The sequence below is a fragment of the Streptomyces graminilatus genome (genome assembly GCF_001418565.1).
GTDB classification, from domain to species: Bacteria; Actinomycetota; Actinomycetes; order Streptomycetales; family Streptomycetaceae; genus Streptomyces; species Streptomyces graminilatus.
Genome location: NZ_LIQQ01000316.1, coordinates 1 through 16,004, shown reverse-complemented (window position 1 = coordinate 16,004; position 16,004 = coordinate 1). Strand labels below are relative to the sequence as shown.

At 68.9% G+C, this 16,004-nt stretch carries 16 protein-coding genes and 1 pseudogene; 7 read left to right on the top strand and 10 right to left on the bottom strand.

Features of this window, described 5'->3' with window-relative positions:
- Positions 1-7: 7 nt before the first annotated feature.
- The 5 genes from AOK08_RS26040 to AOK08_RS26020 all read right to left on the bottom strand — a co-directional run bounded on the left by AOK08_RS26040 (position 8) and on the right by AOK08_RS26020 (position 4,378).
- Positions 8-1,738: a dolichyl-phosphate-mannose--protein mannosyltransferase gene (locus AOK08_RS26040; protein WP_079054265.1), complete on the bottom strand. Its 1,731-nt coding sequence runs from the start codon at positions 1,736-1,738 to the stop codon at positions 8-10.
- 11 nt (positions 1,739-1,749) lie between these two features.
- Positions 1,750-2,220, bottom strand: a complete 471-nt coding sequence (locus AOK08_RS26035) for a hypothetical protein (protein ID WP_055530429.1) — start codon at positions 2,218-2,220, stop codon at positions 1,750-1,752.
- An 11-nt stretch (positions 2,221-2,231) separates the two neighbouring features.
- Complete coding sequence (locus AOK08_RS26030) at positions 2,232-2,738, bottom strand: SigE family RNA polymerase sigma factor (protein WP_055530427.1); 507 nt, start codon at positions 2,736-2,738, stop codon at positions 2,232-2,234.
- Positions 2,739-2,909: 171 nt separating this feature from the next.
- A complete protein-coding gene (locus AOK08_RS26025) occupies positions 2,910-3,521 on the bottom strand; it encodes a DUF4328 domain-containing protein (protein WP_055530425.1) in 612 nt (203 codons plus the stop codon).
- A gap of 89 nt (positions 3,522-3,610) precedes the next feature.
- Positions 3,611-4,378 carry a DeoR/GlpR family DNA-binding transcription regulator gene (locus tag AOK08_RS26020; protein WP_055530423.1) on the bottom strand — a complete coding sequence of 256 codons (768 nt, stop codon included), beginning with the start codon at positions 4,376-4,378 and terminating at the stop codon, positions 3,611-3,613.
- Between the two features lie 389 nt (positions 4,379-4,767).
- Between AOK08_RS26020 and AOK08_RS26015 the strand changes: the two genes are divergently transcribed.
- The 4 genes from AOK08_RS26015 to AOK08_RS26000 all read left to right on the top strand — a co-directional run bounded on the left by AOK08_RS26015 (position 4,768) and on the right by AOK08_RS26000 (position 8,772).
- On the top strand, positions 4,768-6,045 hold the full coding sequence (locus AOK08_RS26015) for an extracellular solute-binding protein (RefSeq protein WP_055530421.1): 1,278 nt from the start codon (positions 4,768-4,770) through the stop codon (positions 6,043-6,045).
- A 1-nt stretch (position 6,046) separates the two neighbouring features.
- The gene (locus AOK08_RS26010; RefSeq protein WP_079054264.1) at positions 6,047-7,126 is read left to right on the top strand and encodes a carbohydrate ABC transporter permease; all 1,080 of its coding nucleotides are present in this window, start codon (positions 6,047-6,049) and stop codon (positions 7,124-7,126) included.
- Positions 7,127-7,176: 50 nt separating this feature from the next.
- Positions 7,177-7,956 carry a carbohydrate ABC transporter permease gene (locus AOK08_RS26005; protein WP_079054267.1) on the top strand — a complete coding sequence of 260 codons (780 nt, stop codon included), beginning with the start codon at positions 7,177-7,179 and terminating at the stop codon, positions 7,954-7,956.
- An 87-nt stretch (positions 7,957-8,043) separates the two neighbouring features.
- Positions 8,044-8,772, top strand: a complete 729-nt coding sequence (locus AOK08_RS26000; RefSeq protein WP_055530417.1) for a hypothetical protein — start codon at positions 8,044-8,046, stop codon at positions 8,770-8,772.
- Between the two features lie 20 nt (positions 8,773-8,792).
- Here the strand turns inward: AOK08_RS26000 and AOK08_RS25995 are convergent, their stop codons facing one another.
- Complete coding sequence (locus AOK08_RS25995; protein ID WP_055530415.1) at positions 8,793-10,517, bottom strand: acyltransferase; 1,725 nt, start codon at positions 10,515-10,517, stop codon at positions 8,793-8,795.
- Positions 10,518-10,628: 111 nt separating this feature from the next.
- Entirely contained in the window at positions 10,629-11,057 is a 429-nt protein-coding gene (locus AOK08_RS25990) for a VOC family protein (protein ID WP_055530413.1), read from the bottom strand.
- Between the two features lie 80 nt (positions 11,058-11,137).
- On the opposite strand from AOK08_RS25990, the gene AOK08_RS25985 reads away from it, so the two are divergent.
- Positions 11,138-11,980 carry an aminoglycoside phosphotransferase family protein gene (locus AOK08_RS25985; protein ID WP_055530411.1) on the top strand — a complete coding sequence of 281 codons (843 nt, stop codon included), beginning with the start codon at positions 11,138-11,140 and terminating at the stop codon, positions 11,978-11,980.
- Positions 11,981-12,035: 55 nt separating this feature from the next.
- Here the strand turns inward: AOK08_RS25985 and AOK08_RS25980 are convergent, their stop codons facing one another.
- Both AOK08_RS25980 and AOK08_RS25975 read right to left on the bottom strand, forming a co-directional pair.
- Positions 12,036-12,632 carry an HAAS signaling domain-containing protein gene (locus tag AOK08_RS25980; protein WP_055530409.1) on the bottom strand — a complete coding sequence of 199 codons (597 nt, stop codon included), beginning with the start codon at positions 12,630-12,632 and terminating at the stop codon, positions 12,036-12,038.
- Positions 12,629-13,003 (bottom strand): PadR family transcriptional regulator, encoded by a 375-nt coding sequence (locus tag AOK08_RS25975; RefSeq protein ID WP_055530408.1) that lies wholly within the window; start codon positions 13,001-13,003, stop codon positions 12,629-12,631. The genes AOK08_RS25980 and AOK08_RS25975 overlap by 4 nt, the downstream gene beginning before the upstream one ends.
- A gap of 191 nt (positions 13,004-13,194) precedes the next feature.
- On the opposite strand from AOK08_RS25975, the pseudogene AOK08_RS48930 reads away from it, so the two are divergent.
- Together AOK08_RS48930 and AOK08_RS25965 are read left to right on the top strand one after the other, a co-directional pair.
- A pseudogene (locus tag AOK08_RS48930) lies at positions 13,195-13,372 on the top strand (IS701 family transposase); the annotation flags it as partial.
- A 168-nt stretch (positions 13,373-13,540) separates the two neighbouring features.
- On the top strand, positions 13,541-14,320 hold the full coding sequence (locus AOK08_RS25965; protein ID WP_055530404.1) for a LamG domain-containing protein: 780 nt from the start codon (positions 13,541-13,543) through the stop codon (positions 14,318-14,320).
- Between the two features lie 312 nt (positions 14,321-14,632).
- On the opposite strand, the gene AOK08_RS25960 is transcribed toward AOK08_RS25965, so the two are convergent.
- Positions 14,633-16,004: APC family permease (locus AOK08_RS25960; RefSeq protein ID WP_055530402.1), on the bottom strand; the 1,372-nt coding region annotated here is incomplete at its 5' end.

Genomic DNA, 16,004 nt, shown 5'->3' with positions numbered 1-16,004 from the left:
GGCAGGTTCAGATCCAGGTGTCGAGCCACATGCGGGTGTGCCAGCCGGAATACGGGATCGTCTGTCCCGAGTAGATCGGGAAGAAGTAGACGAAGTTCCAGGCGATGAGCAGTACCAGTGTTCCGGCGGCCACGGCACCCCGCGTGCGGCGCGCGGCATCCGCTCCCGGCGGTCCCAGCAGCGCGCCCAGCGTCATCGTCACGGCCAGGCACAGATACGGCACGAAGACGACGGCGTAGAAGGAGAAGATCGTCCGGTCCTGGTACAGGAACCAGGGCAGATATCCGGCCCCCACCGCGCACAGGATCGCGCCCGCGCGCCAGTCGCGCCGCAGCGCCCAGCGGTGGAGCAGATACGCCAGCGCGGCGCACGCCGACCACCACAGCAGCGGTGTGCCCAGGGCCAGGATCGTCTGCGAGCAGCCGGCCGCCGTGTGGCAGCCGTCCGTTCCGGGTCTCGGCGACTGGTAGTCGAACAGTACGGGGCGGCCGAGAACCAGCCAGCTCCACGGGTTCGACTGGTATTTGTGCGGGCTGTCCAGCCCCACGTTGAACTGGTAGACGCTGACCTCGTAGTGCCACAGGCTGCGCAGCGGCGCCGGGATCCACGACCACGGACCGCCGCGGCCGTCCGCCCAGTGGCGCCCGTACCCGTCGTCGGACAGGAACCAGCCCGACCACGTCACCACGTACGTCACGATGGCCACGGCGACGACGGACACCGTCGCCCAGCCGAGATCCTTGCGCAGCACGGACCGGTAGGGGTGGCGTGCCCCCGCGACACGGCGGGCGCCGACGTCCCACAGCAGGGTCAGGACGAGGAAGGACACCAGGAAGTACAGGCCGTTCCACTTGGTCGAGGCCGCCAGGCCCAGGAAGAGGCCGGCCGCGAGCCGCCAGGGGCGGATTCCGGTCCCGGCGCGGTCGCCGGTGTCCTGGTCCGGGCGAGTGTGGCCGTCGTCGCCCACCGGCAGGGCCGCCGCGAGCCTGGCACGCGCGTGGTCCCGGTCGAGGAGCAGGCAGCCGAACGACGCCAGGACGAAGAACATGACGACGATGTCGAGCAGCGCGGCACGGCTCATCACATAGTGCAGACCGTCCATCGCCAGCAGCGCCCCGGCCAGGCAGCCCAGTGCCGTCGACCGGAACAGACGCCGACCGATACGGCACAGCATCAGCACCGACAGCGTGCCCAGGACGGCCGTCATGAAGCGCCAGCCGAACGGGTCGAGGCCGAACATCCACTCGCCGGCCGCGATCGCCCACTTGCCGGTCGGCGGATGCGCGACATAGGTCCCCGGGTCGGAGAGCGGGATCACCTGGGGGTCGGCCAGGATCTGCGGGTCGGCGATCTTCCTGTCCGGCCAGGAACCCTCGTACCCGAGCCGCAGCAGGGACCAGGCGTCCTTGGCGTAGTACGTCTCGTCGAACACGACCGCGTGCGGGCTTCCCAGACGCCTGAAGCGCGACAGCCCGGCGAGGAGCGCCACCAGCAGCGGCCCGCCCCACCCCGACCAGCGCGCCATGCGGTCCGCCGCCACCGGGGACAGCCTGAGCACCCGCCACAGCGCCTGCCCCGGCGCCGGAAACGGCGCCACCAGCCGGTCCCGCGTGGACGTACGCGGCCGTACCGCATACCCGAAGAGGCGCAGCCGACGCTCCCAGGAACCAGGCCGGAGGGTCACCGCCTCGCGCGGCTCCTCGGCGGTCGCGGCGGCGGTCGCGTTCTCACGGATCACTGGGTCGGCTTTCAACTCGTCGGGAGCGGGGCGGGAACACCCGGGCCTGGCCGGGGCGCCAAGGACCAGCGGGTCGTGGACGTCCACGTCGGCAGGTGGACCGGATCGGAATCGGACTGGGACGAACTCTGGCGGTACGGCATCGGCGCCGACCCGGTGGCCGAGGTGCCGGTCGGCACCGGCATCTCCCGGGCGGTGGACGCGGGGCGGACCGTCGTGGGAGTCGGAACCGACTCGGCAGAGGTGACGGGGCCGGGCCGTGGGCCGGTGGGTCCGCCCCGGGCGAGGGCATTGGGCAGGACCATCAGCCCGACGCCCAGTCCGGCGACGGCCAGCAGGGATCCGGTGACCGTCCAGACCGCCCGGGTGACGCGGCGGGCGCGAACTCCGGCCTGAAGCCGGAGCCGGTGCCGGTCCTCGTAGGGCGTGACCTCCTCGCTGTCGCGCATCATCCGCGTCAGCTCCTGTTCGAACAGATCCATGGCTCCCTCTCTCACTCCACCGGCTCGGCTTCCGCCGCCAGGAGCAGCCGCAGCCGTGCGACGCCGCGTGCCGTGAGGGAACGGGCGGTACCCACCGGGCACCCCAGCACCTCCGCGACATGCCGCTCGGGCAGGTCCTGGTAGTAGCGCAGCACCACAGCGGCCCGCTGCCGTGCCGGAAGCGACGACAGCATCGCCTCCAGCCGGGTCCGTTCGTCGACGGCGGCGTTCTCGTCCCGCGTCTGCGGCGGGTCGGGCAGCTGGTCCACGGGGTGCTCGCCCCACCACCGACGCCGCGAGGAGCGGGCCGCGGCACGGGCCAGGACCGTGCGTACGTATGCCTCGGGCGCCTGCTCGCCCACCTTCGGCCAGGCGAACCACAGCTTCACCAGCGACTCCTGGAGCAGATCCTCGGCTCGGTGCCGGTCTCCGCCGGTGAGCAGCCGCGCCAGGTGGAGCAGCGCCGACCACCGAGCCGTGACGAACCGGTCGAACTCGTCGGTCCGCAACTGCCCCATCCGCGCCGTCCCTTGCCTCAGCCCGCCCCTACACCTGCAATAAAGGCACTGGCGCCCGCCCCGCTATGCACCCCTGGCGTGTGGTCTGGCTCACATCGGACCGCTTCGGTCATACGGACAGGCGTGGGGGAGTGCGCCGGTTGAGCCGCTTACGCCTGGGCTACGGCTGGCCTACGCCTGGGCGAGAGGCGTGACCGGAAGGGCGGTGGCGCGGAAGGCTGCACCCTGCAACGCCGTGACACGTTCGATGACGAGCCCCAGCAGCAGGGCCGCCCCGATCATGAGGGCCTCCGCCACCACGAGGAAGGCCATCGACCCCGGGGCCGTACGGCTCCCCACCACGACCACGAGCATGTGCCCGGCCCAGGCACCCCACCACAGGTTCACCAAGGTCGTGTCCCGCTTCCGCCCCCACGACGCGGAACTCGCGCGCCCGATGTCCAGGACGAACCGGCGAGGGACAACAAGGTTGACCACCGGAATGAACCACGCGCCGATCATCCAGCCCCGACCCGGGAGCGCGGCCTCCGGGGACAGCTCCAGGGCGTTGCGCCGGGCCCGGGCGAGCCACACGAGGAACAGCACGACCGTGAGAGTCATCAGATAGGCGAAGACCATGGAGACGAAGCCCGACGTGTGCAGGGACGCGGCCGAGGGGTGCAGGTACTCGTCCCGGACGGCCACCGCACGGAACGCGTCCGCCACGGCAGCCGCGGCAACAGTCGCTTGCGCGGAGCGGGCGAGGGCCCAAGGGGCTTTGCCGGTGGTGTTCGTCGTCTTCATCGTCCTTGGCCTGTCTCGCGAGCGTGCGTGGCCGCAGCGGACGCCGGGCGGACTGATCATAGGATCTCCGGGCAAGAGAGTTCGGCCGGTCAGGACCTTGGGTCCGGTACTTCGACCACCTCGACTCCCGCTTCGCGCAGCCGCTCGCAGGTCTTCTCGTCCCCGGGGGCGTTGGTCACCACGACATCCAGTTCCTCCGGACCGCACACCCGGGCCATCCCGGTGCCGGGGAACTTGCCCGCGTCCGCCACCAGGACGACCTGGGCGCTGGCCGCGATCATCGCCCGTTTGACGGGAACCTCGACGGCGGTGGTGTCCAGGACCTGACCGTCCGGACGGACCCCGCTGGTGCCGAGGAACAGACGGTCGGCATGGACCTGCCGCAGATTGTCCTCGGTGAGGAACCCGACCAGTGAACGGTAGTCGCGCCGCACCACACCGCCCAGCAGGATCAACTGGACGTCCTTGTCGTCCTGAAGTTCCTCGTAGACGGCCAGGTTGCTGGTGATCACGGTCAGGGACCTGCCGTGCAGATGGCGGGCCACCCGGTGAGCGGTGGTGCCAATGTCGAGCAGCACCGACTCGCCGTCCCTGACGAGGTTTGCGCACCAGGCGGCCAGCAGGTCCTTCGCCTCGACCCGTTCGCCGGCCACGTCGGCGAACGGATCGTCCTCGCCCACGACGGGCGCGGCACCTCCGTAGACCCGCTTGAGCAGTCCCTCGTCCTCAAGTTGTGCCAGGTCACGCCGGATCGTGGCCTCACTCGCCCCGACCTTCGCGGCCAGGGCGACCACCGACGTGGGCCCGTCCGTGCGCAGGACGCGCAGGATCAGCTGATGTCTTCGGTCAGGGAGCATGCGGCAGACCATACTCGCGAACTCTCCAAACTCAAGCAAAGTCGCGCATGAATGTCTCGATATTCGCTTGACCCTTGTCAAAGCCGCGCACCGGGTGCACTCTCTTGCGTAATTCGGAGCCCAGGTCCGGACCCCACTCCGGTCGGCCGAAGCGGATGAACGGCACCTTTCGCCGTCCTTGACGCCTCGGCACCGTCTGAGAGGACCAGGTCACATGCCCCGGGTGGCTGAGGGGTTACCTCCTCACGCCGATGCTCTTCAGCCACCCGGCCCACCGTCCGCGCCCCCCGCCGCGGCTCACGACACGCATGCCCTGCCTGAAATCCCAGACATCCAGGACACCCCTGACGTGCCTGACACGCCGAACCCACCGAAATCAGGAGAAGAACGTGGACCTTTCCCGCAGACGATTCCTCCAGGCCGCCGTACTGACGGCCGCCACTGCGGGCGCCACCGCAGCGTGCGGCGGCGGCTCCGGACCGGGTGGTGGCAAGGACAGCAAGAACCTGGCGCTCTGGTACTGGTCGGGCGGCCTGAGCGACAAGGTCGTCGCCGACGCCAAGAAACACTTCTCCGGCGTCAGCCTCAAGACCTCCGTGGTCGGCGGCGACTTCAAGACCAAGCTGCTCACGGGCCTCAGGGCCGCCCAGTCCGCCCCGGACATCACCGGCGTCAAGGGCGAGGACATCGCCTCCTTCCTGCCGAACGCCGACCGGTTCATCGACCTGAGGACCGTCGGCGCGGACAGACTGGTCCCGCAGTACCTCTCGTGGAAGCTGAAGCAGGCCACCACACAGGACGGCAAGCTCATCGGCTTCCCCATCGACATCGGCCCCTGCGCCACCTTCTACCGCGAGGACCTCTTCGCACAGGCGGGCCTGCCCACCGACCCGGCGAAGGTCTCCGCCGAACTGTCCACCTGGGACGACTACTTCAAGGCCGGAGTCGAACTCCACAAGGCCGTACCGAAGACCTTCCTGGTCAACAACATCGGCTCCGTCTTCTCGATGATCATCGGGCAGGGCACCCAGCGGTTCATCGACGAGAACAACAGGTTCATCGGCGACCAGGACCACATCCGCACCGCCTGGACCACCGCCGTGAAGCCCTACACCCTCGGCATCGACGCCAAGATCAACGACAACACCTGGAACGCCGCGATCAGCAACGGCGCCCTCGGCACCGAGATCGGCGCCGCCTGGCACGCGCTGGACATCAGCAACGCCGCCCCGGGCACCAAGGGCAACTGGCGGGTGGCGAACCTCCCGGGCGGGCCGTCCAACCTCGGCGGGTCCTTCCTGGCGATCCCCGCGACCAGCGGCAACCCCGAAGAAGCCTTCAAGATCATCAGTTGGATCCTCAGCCCGGAGAACCAGGCCCGCGGCTTCACCGACGCGGCCCTCTTCCCGACCGCCCCGGCCGCCTACAAGCTCCCGGCACTGACCGGCGGCGACCCCTTCTTCGGCGGCCAGAAGACCATCGAGATCTTCGGCCCGGCGGCCGAGAAGATCCCCTCCGCCTACGAGGCACCGGCCGACGCGGCGGTCTCCGCGCCCTTCTTCAGCGAGCTGACCAGCATCGAGGCCAAGGGCAAGGACCCCGACGAGGCCTGGAAGGACGCGGTCGCCCAGGCCAAGCAGATCGCCGAGCGTCAGGGAGTGAAGTGACATGCCGCCAACCCCGGTAACCGGCCCGGCATCCACCGGACCGGCCTCCGGACCCGGCACCGGCCACGCCCGCCACGCCGGCCGGCCGGCCCAGGACCGCCCGCGCGGCGGTCCGGGCGGCGGTTCCGGCAGGCACGGCCGCCGGATCCGGCCGGTCTCGGCCGGATCCCGGCCCGGACCACGCCGACGGGTCGCCAGGCACTGGCCGCAGTACCTGGCCATCTCGCCGTACTACCTGATCTTCACGGTCTTCATGCTCTTCCCGGTGCTCTACACCGTGTACCTGGCGTTCCAGAAATGGGACGGCATCGGGGACATGCACTACGTCGGGTTCCAGCAGTTCCGCTTCCTCTGGGACGACCCGATCTTCTGGCTGTCCGTCCGCAACACCCTCGTCATCTGGGTGCTGTCCACCGTCCCCATGCTCTGCCTCGCACTGGTCCTCGCGGTGCTGGTGAACTCCACCAAGCGCCTCACGGCCTTCTATCGGGTCGCCCTGTTCATCCCGAGCATCACCTCGCTGGTGGCCATCGCGATCTTCTTCGGCGCGGTCTTCAGCAACAACTTCGGCCTGATCAACGCCATCCTGCGATCGGTGCACATGTCGGCCGTGCCCTGGATGAGCAACGAGTGGACGATCAAACTGGTCATCGCGACCCTGATGACCTGGCAGTGGACCGGCTACAACGCGATCATCTATCTGGCCGGCCTCCAGGCGATCCCCTCGGAGGTCTACGAGGCCGCCCGGATGGACGGGGCGGGCCCGGCCCGGATCTTCTTCTCCATCACGATCCCGCTGCTGCGGCCCATCATCCTGTTCACCGTGGTGGTCTCCACCGTCACCGGCTTGCAGAGCTTCACCGAACCCCAGGTGCTGTTCGGCAGCGAGGCGGCCACCAACCCCAACTCCGGCGGACCGGGCCAGGCCGGTCTGACCACACTCCTGTACTTCTACCACCAGGCCTTCGACAACAACGACTTCGGCTACGGCGCCGCCATCGTCTGGGCCTTCTTCCTGCTGATCCTGCTCATCGTCCTCGTCAACTGGCGACTGGTGCAGCGTAAGGAGCGACGGCCGTGAATGGCATCAACCGCAAGCGCGTCCGGGGGCTGAGCGTCCATGTGATCCTGATGCTCGGCGTGGTCATCTCGGTGTTCCCGTTCTACTGGATCGTCGTCATGGCGACGAACACCTCCCAGGACATCTACAGCTACCCGCCGAAACTCTGGTTCGGCGGCAACCTGCTGACCAACATCCAGCACCTGTTCGACAAGATGGATTTCTTCGGGTCGCTGTTCAACACGGTGGTCGTCGCGGTCTGTACGACGGTGCTGGTGCTGTTCTTCGACTCACTGGCCGCTTTCGCCTTCGCCAAGTACGACTTCCCCGGCAAGAAGTTCTTCTTCGGCGTGCTGCTGTCGATGTACCTTCTGCCGACCCAACTGGCGATCATCCCGCAGTACGAGATCATGGTGCGGCTCGGCTGGCTGGGCACCCTCAAGGCACTCGTCGTGCCGGCCGCCGCCAACGCCTTCGGCATCTTCTGGATGCGCCAGTACACCACCACCAGCGTCCCCGACGAACTCCTGGACGCCGCCCGCATCGAGGGCGCCGGTTTCTTCCGCCTGTACTGGCACGTCGTACTGCCGTGCGTCCGCCCGGCGCTGGCCTTCCTCGGCATCTACACCTTCATCGCCGCCTGGAACGACTACATCCTGCCGCTGGTGATGCTGGTCAACCCCGACCGCCTCACCCTCCAGGTGGCACTGGCCCAGCTCTACGCCGGCCACTCCACCGACTACAGCATGGTGATGTCCGGGGTGCTCCTGTCGGTCATCCCGCTGGTGCTGGTGTTCACCTTCTTCGCCCGCGGCTTCATCGCCGACGCGACCAAGGGGGCCCTGCGCTGAGGACGACTGCTATCGGGTGGCGGTGAGCGAATCTCCGTTGCACGCGTCAGTCGCCACCCTCGACCATGACGCCATGAGGTACTCCGTATGCGGCTGAGGCTGCACCAGTTCAGGCCCCGGACCGGCCCGTACGAGCATCGTGTCGTCCAGCCCCGGCGGCCCCTTCGCCACACCTCGCTGAGCGCCCCCGAACCCATCGGGAGGCTGCTCGGCGACCACGACGGGCTCAACCGGCTCGCGGGCCTGTTCTCCTTCGCCGCCTACTCCCGGCACACCATCGTCCACATACCGCTGCGCACCGGCGTCCCGCCGGACGAGGGCGTGGGCTTGGGCGTAGGCGAGAGGGTCGATCTCGTCCTTGCCCACCACACACTCGGCCTGCGCCCCAGCAAATGGCCGGAGCTGCGGCGCAAACTGCTGAACGGCACCGACCTGACCGTCCGCACCGACGAGGCACGCACCGCCCGGGACGCCGCCGCCTGGCGTGCGTACTGCGAACGGACCGACAACCGGTACGAGTTGCGGCACGCCACCCATGCCCGGACGTTCTTCCTGTACGGCAACCGGGACGTGTTCGCCGAGATCGCCATGGCCTTCGCCTACGCGGCAGGCTGGGGCCCACGCCAGAAAGGCGTGGCAAAGGGCGACTCGGCATTGGTGACAGGGCTCGGAACACTCGCCCAGGGACCCGGTGGCGGGCACCCCTTGGAGATACTGATCTGCTTCAAACCGTATCCGCCCTACGCCCACTTCAGACTGCCGGGACACCGACCGGCCGCCGGTACGAGGAGCCGGCCGTCCCCGTCGACCGGGTGAACGGCATCGGCAGCGGTACCTCAGGGGACCCGCAAGGGCGGTCGCCCGTCGCCGGGTTCGGGGCGATGAATCCCACGCGGCCGATACCCGAGGAGGTCCGACCGCCCCAGCAGATCCGCCAGCAACCAGACGACGGCCAGCCACATCTCCGTTCCCTGCAACCCCGGTTCCGGGCCCGGCCCCGCCGTACCCGGTCCGAATCCGAAGCCTTTGCCCTCCTGCCAGTCGGACAGGACGGCGGCGAGCCGGCGTTCGGCCCAGCCCCGGATCTCGTCCGCCCGATAGGTGCCGCCGTCTCCGCCCCGGCCGCCCAACTGCCTTGTGCACAGCCACAACGGGTGCGCGACGTCCAGTACATTGCAGGCGTTCTCGCGGCCCCCACCGAACCAGCGGGCGTCCCGGCTGTGGTCCAGTACCGCGTCCACGACTCGCTCCGGATACGGGACGGGCATCCCGAACTGCGCGAAGGAACCCCGGGCGAGCCGGTAGTAGCCGTTCACCACCTGGAGCCGGCCGGCGGTGGCCGAAGGGCTGCCCCACATACCGGTCCAGGGGTCGGCCCGGGTGAGGAGCCAGCCGAAGAGGGCTTCGAGCGCGCCCCCACCGAGGCCGACGGCGGCAGGATGCCGGAGGTTCCAATGGGCCGCCGTGGCCCAGGAGTCGATCCAGGCCCCCGCACTCCAGGCGCTGTCCCGCCAGGGCAACCCCTCCAACCGTGAAACGAGTTGACTGGCCGTCATATCCTGCACGCCACAGACCGGTTGAGGAAACGAACCACCCAGGAGATCCAACGCGTAGCCCACCGACAGGACGTGGTACAGCGCCGGGCCCTCCCCGATGAAACCGTCGGCGTCCAAGGCGGGCGGCTGCTCGCCGAGTTCGGGTACCAGACCGGTCGCCCGGTCCTGGAGGGACGCCAGCCGCTCGATGTGTTCCGTCCTGTCCAGTTGCTCAGGGGCGGACGACAGGAGCAGATCGGCGATCTCCACGGCGTCGCAGTGCGCCCGCACGGTGGGAGCGGCGCCGGGACGGTCGGTGTAGTGATCACCGTTCCAGCAGCGGGCCAGAACGTCGACGGCCTGACCACGGGCGGAATCGGCGAACCGGACCAGGTCAGCGCCGTCACTGCCGTGGCCGCCCAGGGTGCTCGCTCGCTCACGGCCCCCCGTCTCCCGCCGGTCCCGGATCCGCCGAGCCGGGTTCCCGGCCGCCACCGTCCAAGCGGGCAGGTCCTTGGTCACCACCGCCCCGGCACCGATCACACAGTGGTCGCCGATCGTGACCCCGTCGACGACGGCCACATGGGAGCCGATCCAGACGTCGTCGCCGACGGTGATGCCCCGGCTGGTCTGCGGCTGCCGGAAGACCGGACGGTCCGGCGCCGTCGAGTGGTTGAAACCCAGCAGCGACGTGTGGGCGCCGACGCGTACCCCCGTACCCAGCGAGACGGTGCCCCGGACCACGGTGAACGGGTTCAGTGTGCAGTCCGTGCCCGTGGTCAGGGTGCCGGTGACGTACGCGTGGGCGGCGATGTACGAGTCGTCGCCCAGCCGCAGAAGATCGGGGAAGACCGCCGCCGACCCGGCCACGAAGCAACGCTCGCCCACCTCGCTGTTCCCGCACAGTGACCGCTGCCGCTCGCGCTGCACGGCCCGCTGCTCCTCCGTGGCCTCCTTCTCGAACAGCCAGGGACAGTGGTCCAAGCGATCGGACGAGTGTACGGACGCCTGCTGTCGGTGATCCATGACGGCACATTAGTGCGGGACTTACGGGATCGGAGAGGCCCAGGACAGACGGCCGGCCATTCGCCTCTCCGGCCCGGAGAGGCGAATGGCCGACTCGGCGAACGTTTCCGGTCAGTCGATACAGAACTCGTTGCCCTCGATGTCCTGCATCGGGATGCACGAGTCAGTGCCGTCGTACAGCGTGCGCAAGTGCACCGCGCCGAGCGGGACCAGCCGGTCTCGCTCCGCCTCAAGCGCGGCGAGACGCTCCTCGCCCACGAGCCCGGTACCGACCCGCACATCAAGATGCAGCCGGTTCTTGGCTGCCTTCCCCTCGGGAACGCGCTGGAAGTACAGCCGCGGTCCGACGCCCGAGGGATCGACGCAGGCGAACCACGAATCCCGCTTCTCGGGCGGCTGCGAGACCTGGTAATCGTCCCAAGTGGCGAACCCCTCCGGCGGTGCCGGTACGACGTACCCCAACACCTCGCACCAGAAGCGGGCGAGGCGCTCGGGTTCCGCGCAGTCGAAGGTGACTTGAACCGTCCTGATCACTGACATCGGCGTACGGTACCAAGGGCTTTGCCGCTCGTGAACGCGTACTCATCGTCATCGTCATCGGCATTGAGGGGGGCCACGGTATGGAGCCAGGGGAACTCCGCCGCGCGGTCGAGGCAGGACGGGCGACCGCTTCGGAGCTGGGCCTTCGGGCCTGCGACGCGACCGTCATCCACAATTCGGACCGTGTCGCGCTGCGCCTGCTCCCTTGCGATGTGCTGGCCCGGGTCGCGCCCGCTAAGCAGCTGGCCGATTCCGAGTTCGAAGCGGAGATCGCTCGCCGTCTCGCCGCCGTCGACGCTCCGGTGGCCGAGCTCGATGCCCGGGTCGAGCCCCGGGTCCATTCGCGTGCCGCCTTCGCCATCTCGTACTGGACGTACTACGAACCGGTGGGATCAGGGATCGCGCCGGCCGACTACGCGGACGTGCTCCGACGGCACCACGCCGCCCTGCGCCAAACCGACATCGACGCACCGCGTTTCACCGACCGGGTCGCCATGGCCCTGAGAGAGGTGAATGACCACGAACGGTCCCCCGAACTGCCCGATTCCGACCGGGAATTCCTCAGCGACACCCTCAGCGCACTGAGCGCCGAGATCGGCACCGACGAAGCCGGCGACCAACTCCTGCACGGCGAGCCGCATCCGGGCAACCTCCTGAACACGAGGAGAGGGCCGCTCTTTGCAGACCTCGCCACGTGCTGCCGTGGGCCCATCGAGTTCGACCTCGCTCATGCACCGGAAGAGGTGGGGGAACACTATGCGGGCGCCGACCCCGCCCTGATTCACCGGTGCCGCGCCCTGAACTGGGCGATGTTCTCGGCCTGGCGCTGGCGTCGGACCGACCAGATGCCCGACCGCAGCCACTGGAGAGCCGAGGGCCTCAACCGGCTTCGTACCGCACTCGACCACCCCGGAATGACGTGACCTGACCTGAGGTGACCGGAGACGGCGGCGCTGCCGCGCCTTGCGCCTTGACGTCTCAGGCGCGGCGGACCCGCCAGAGCCACACCGCCGTACCGGCCATCACGGCGAACATCGCCAGGTTGGCAAGGAGTGCCGGGGCGCCGGCATCCGGGCCGCCGCTGGACAGGTTCCAGGTGCCGATGACGACACTCGGCAGTACGGCGGCAAGCAGTACGCCGGAGGTCTTCCTGACCGGGGTCCAGTGCGCCGACGTACAGAGAAGCACCGCGCCGGCAAGCCGGAACAGGACGCCGACCAACTGTCCGGGCTGGTCGGTGAAGACCATCATGAAAGGCATCGAGAGGGTGAGCATCAGCAGGGGGACCAGGGGATGCACCTTGCCGCTCCGAGCGGGCGCACCGGCATCGCTCCGGGCCGGGGCCCCGCCGACCCCGTTCCCCGCTTCGGCCAGCGCCGTCGCCGCGATCGTACGGGGATCGCCCAGCTCCGCCAGTACCTCGCCGATCGCGGCGTCGGGGCGCTCGGCGCGCGTCACCTCGATGTGTTCGGTGAGGTCGGCGAGAAGTTCCTGACGACGGTCGGCGGGGAGCGCGGAGGCCTCGCGCTCCACGGCGGAGAGATAGTCGCGTACAAGGCTGGCAGAGGTTTTCATACGATCTCTCCGGTGGGGGGATGCGGGGTGGTCAGGAAGGCGTCGACGGCGTTGCGGAAGCCGGGCCAGACGCGGGTGAACTCGTCGAGCGCGGCCCGGCCGCTGTCGGTGAGCGCGTAGTAACGACGGGGTGGGCCGGAGGCGGACTCCTGCCAGGAGGTGGTGACCAGGTCGTCGCGGCGAAGCCGGGAGAGCAGCGGGTAGACCGTGCCCTGGCTGGTGGCCAGTGCACCGGACTCCTCCAGGGCATGGAGGAGTTCCACGCCGTATCGCGGACGGTCCCGCATCAGGGCGAGTACGCAGTACTCCAGGACACCCTTGCGCAGTTGGGCGGCTGCCCGGGCCTGCTTGGTCGAATCACCTGGTTCCATGCAATGCAAGATACCTGGTGGGGCAAGCCCATGGGAAATGAGGGTGCCCCGCGGCACTGCGGGAGCTGGGGCGCGAAGGCCCCGCGCTGAGCCAGCGCCCGTTCGGGCCGGGAAGGCCTTACTGGTAGTGGTTGGGCAGGTGCGTTGGCCGGTGGCAATGTCTGTCTTATGGGGTGTGTTGTTGACCGGGTGTGATGGGTGGGGAGTTGGCTGCGGTCCGGTGTGATCTGGAGGACTTCGCGGCGGAGATGTTCGAGTCGTTCGCGCGGGCGGATGGAGCAGGCGATCAAGCCGACCGCGCTGATCGTCGATGACACCGGCTTCCTCAAGGACGGAGACGCTTCGGCGCGGCGCGCCCGGCCTGTAACGGCCCGGCGCGCCGTCGGCGTGGAAAGCTTCAGGGCCCCGTTGGCTCTCATGGGCTCGGGCAGTGTCTGCGACCGAGCCCTGTCAAGCGGATTCACCCGTCCGAGTTGCTCTGTCCGCGGGTTCACCAGCAGGCGCATGCCGAAGTCATAGAGGGAGCAGCATCCCTGCATGGAGAATCCTGCATGCGACGGAACACCGTCGGCGGAGGGGATGTCGTCCGGCTCTGAGGTCGTCTTTACGGCGGACTTCGCGTCCACCCGTCAATGGGTGGCAGGGCGTTCGTGGGCCTATCCGAACGGCGGGCCGGTCAACCCCGGCGACAACAAACTGGATCACCTGACGGCGGACCCCGCGTACAGCCGCTCGGGCACCTTCCGTGCCACTCTCCGCAGGGACGGCCGGTGGGACACGGGCCTGCTCACCACGGAGGGGAGCGAGGAGGGCTTCACCGTTCGTGCGGGGGATGTGCTTGAGGCGCGGGTCAGATTGCCGTACGAGGCCGGGGCCTGGCCGGCCATCTGGACGTGGCGGGACGGCGATCAGGAGATCGATGTCTTCGAGTACCACCCCGACAACCCCGACCTCCTGGAACTGACCAACCACGTCCGCGGCGGCAACCTCTACTACCGCGATGCCGCTATCGGCCCGGGCGCGTGGGTCGACCTGCGCGTGGAGTTCGGACCGAGGTCCGTGGTCTGGTGGGTGAACGGCAGCAGGGTGTTCGCCGACCGTCAAGGAGTGGGCCGTTCCTGGCACGCCTATCTCATCGTCAACCTCTCGGTGTGCGCGGGCCGCTATCACCCGCCGCCGGCTCCCCACGTCAAGGAGATGTCGTACGAGGTCCAGCACCTCGTGGTGCGGCGGCCGGCCGCGCTGCGGGAGGCACTGTCCGACGAGTCCGAGTCCGAGTTCGGGTCCGAGGCGGTGGCCGACAGCGACGCACCGTGAGCCTGTGGGCGACGGCGATGCTACTCGCGACACCATGGGCCCCGGGGAGATCAGCTGTCCCCGGGGCCAGACAAATGGAGTCGGGTTGTCCAACGACAGCTGGCCCCGCGTTACGTCGTGTCCAGCTCCGGAAATTCGAATGCGGCAGCGATGCTCGGGCACGTCCCGCACCGCATGCCCGTGAACCCCATGGCTCCGGCGGAGCGGGTGTGCCGGCATCCGAAGGTGCCGCCCGAGGGCACCCGGGAGGTGCCACTCGTGGGGGTGTGAACAGGCATAGCCGCTCCGGCGACGAGAACGAGATCCCGTGCGCTACTCCTTGGCGGCAGGTGAAGTGCGGGTCGGCTTGCCCAGCGCCCAGAACAACACCCCGAGGAGCATGAAACCGACGAGCGGGACAGCCTCCGTCAGCAGGTACTGCCAGCGCTCGCCGTAACTCCAGCCGTCCGGCGCGTAGTCGGAGCCGAACCAGTGGTCGCCGAGTCCGGGGGCGACCAGCTGCATGCTGGAGAACAGGACGAGCAGGGTGAGCACCACGCTGATGGTGCGGGGGAAGGGTGCCTTGTAGGGGCGGGGGACGTCCGGGGCCTTGCGGCGCAGTACCGCGAGTGCCGGGAAGATGCCCAGGTAGCTGATGAGGGTGGTGGAGACGGCGAGGCCGAGGACGGCGCCGAAGAGCTTGGCGGCGCTGCCGTTGGTCAGTTCGTGGGCCAGGACCAGGACGACGGTGGAGACCACCCCGCTGAGGATGTTGACCCGTACCGGGGTGCCGAACCGGCTGGAGATGACGCCGAGGAAGCGGGGCGCGGCGCCGTCGTAGCCGGAGACGGCGAGGGCGCGGTCGGAGCCCATGACCCAAGTGACGCCGGAGGACAGCACCGTGAGGATGAACATGATCGCGGCGAGGTCCCCGAGCAGGCTGCCGGCGCCGCTGAGCGTGGCGGTGCCGTCAGCGGCGACGTGGCCGCCGTACACGGTGAAGACCTGCCGGATCGCGTCGATGAAGCCGCCGAGGCCGGTGATCGCCTTGATCGGCAGGACGAGCAGGATGCCGAGGATCGGCAGCGCGTACAGCAGAACGGCGAGGACGGCGCTGCGGAAGATGGCGAAGGGCACGTCCTTCTGGGCGTCGGTCATCTCGTCGCCGGCGGTGTTGGGCAGCTCGAAACCGACGTAGTTGAACATCAGGACGGGCACGAGGCCGACGAATCCCGCGTAGGTCGGGGAGAAGTCGCCGAACCTGAATCCGTGCAGGCCGTGCTGGATGCCGTACACCACAACCGTGACGGTGAACAGGCCGAGGAGGATGAAGCGGCTCCAGGCGCCGACGGTAGGGATCCACTTGCCGACGTCGAAGGAGAGGATCGCGGCGAGCACGCCCACCCAGACGAACACGAGGGTGAAGGCGTAGAAGGCCGGGGTGCTGAGGTCCTTCCCGTCGTTGAAGAAGGTGGTGTAGGCCGTGACGGCGGAAACGGAGAGTGTGCCGCCGAGCCAGACCGGATTGGTGATCCAGTACAGGAAGTTGTTGACGGCACCGGCGAGTCGCCCGAAGGCCCGGCTGGTCCAGATGTAGGGACCGCCCTCGTCGGGGAACGCGGCCCCGAGTTCGGCGGTCAGCAGGGCGGAGGGCATGAAGAACACGACGGCCAGCACGATCAGCCAGGTGAAAGCCTCGGCACCG

What these genes read in the sequence shown, in the direction of transcription:
- AOK08_RS26035 (WP_055530429.1), bottom strand. Translation starts at nt 2,220, where the DNA reads ATGGATCTGTTCGAACAGGAGCTGACGCGGATGATGCGCGACAGCGAG.
- AOK08_RS26020 (WP_055530423.1), bottom strand. Translation starts at nt 4,378, where the DNA reads ATGCTCCCTGACCGAAGACATCAGCTGATCCTGCGCGTCCTGCGCACG.
- AOK08_RS26010 (WP_079054264.1), top strand. Translation starts at nt 6,047, where the DNA reads ATGCCGCCAACCCCGGTAACCGGCCCGGCATCCACCGGACCGGCCTCC.
- AOK08_RS26030 (WP_055530427.1), bottom strand. Translation starts at nt 2,738, where the DNA reads ATGGGGCAGTTGCGGACCGACGAGTTCGACCGGTTCGTCACGGCTCGG.
- AOK08_RS25995 (WP_055530415.1), bottom strand. Translation starts at nt 10,517, where the DNA reads ATGGATCACCGACAGCAGGCGTCCGTACACTCGTCCGATCGCTTGGAC.
- AOK08_RS26000 (WP_055530417.1), top strand. Translation starts at nt 8,044, where the DNA reads ATGCGGCTGAGGCTGCACCAGTTCAGGCCCCGGACCGGCCCGTACGAG.
- AOK08_RS25980 (WP_055530409.1), bottom strand. Translation starts at nt 12,632, where the DNA reads ATGAAAACCTCTGCCAGCCTTGTACGCGACTATCTCTCCGCCGTGGAG.
- AOK08_RS25990 (WP_055530413.1), bottom strand. Translation starts at nt 11,057, where the DNA reads ATGTCAGTGATCAGGACGGTTCAAGTCACCTTCGACTGCGCGGAACCC.
- AOK08_RS25975 (WP_055530408.1), bottom strand. Translation starts at nt 13,003, where the DNA reads ATGGAACCAGGTGATTCGACCAAGCAGGCCCGGGCAGCCGCCCAACTG.
- AOK08_RS25985 (WP_055530411.1), top strand. Translation starts at nt 11,138, where the DNA reads ATGGAGCCAGGGGAACTCCGCCGCGCGGTCGAGGCAGGACGGGCGACC.
- AOK08_RS26025 (WP_055530425.1), bottom strand. Translation starts at nt 3,521, where the DNA reads ATGAAGACGACGAACACCACCGGCAAAGCCCCTTGGGCCCTCGCCCGC.
- AOK08_RS25965 (WP_055530404.1), top strand. Translation starts at nt 13,541, where the DNA reads ATGGAGAATCCTGCATGCGACGGAACACCGTCGGCGGAGGGGATGTCG.
- AOK08_RS26005 (WP_079054267.1), top strand. Translation starts at nt 7,177, where the DNA reads ATGCTCGGCGTGGTCATCTCGGTGTTCCCGTTCTACTGGATCGTCGTC.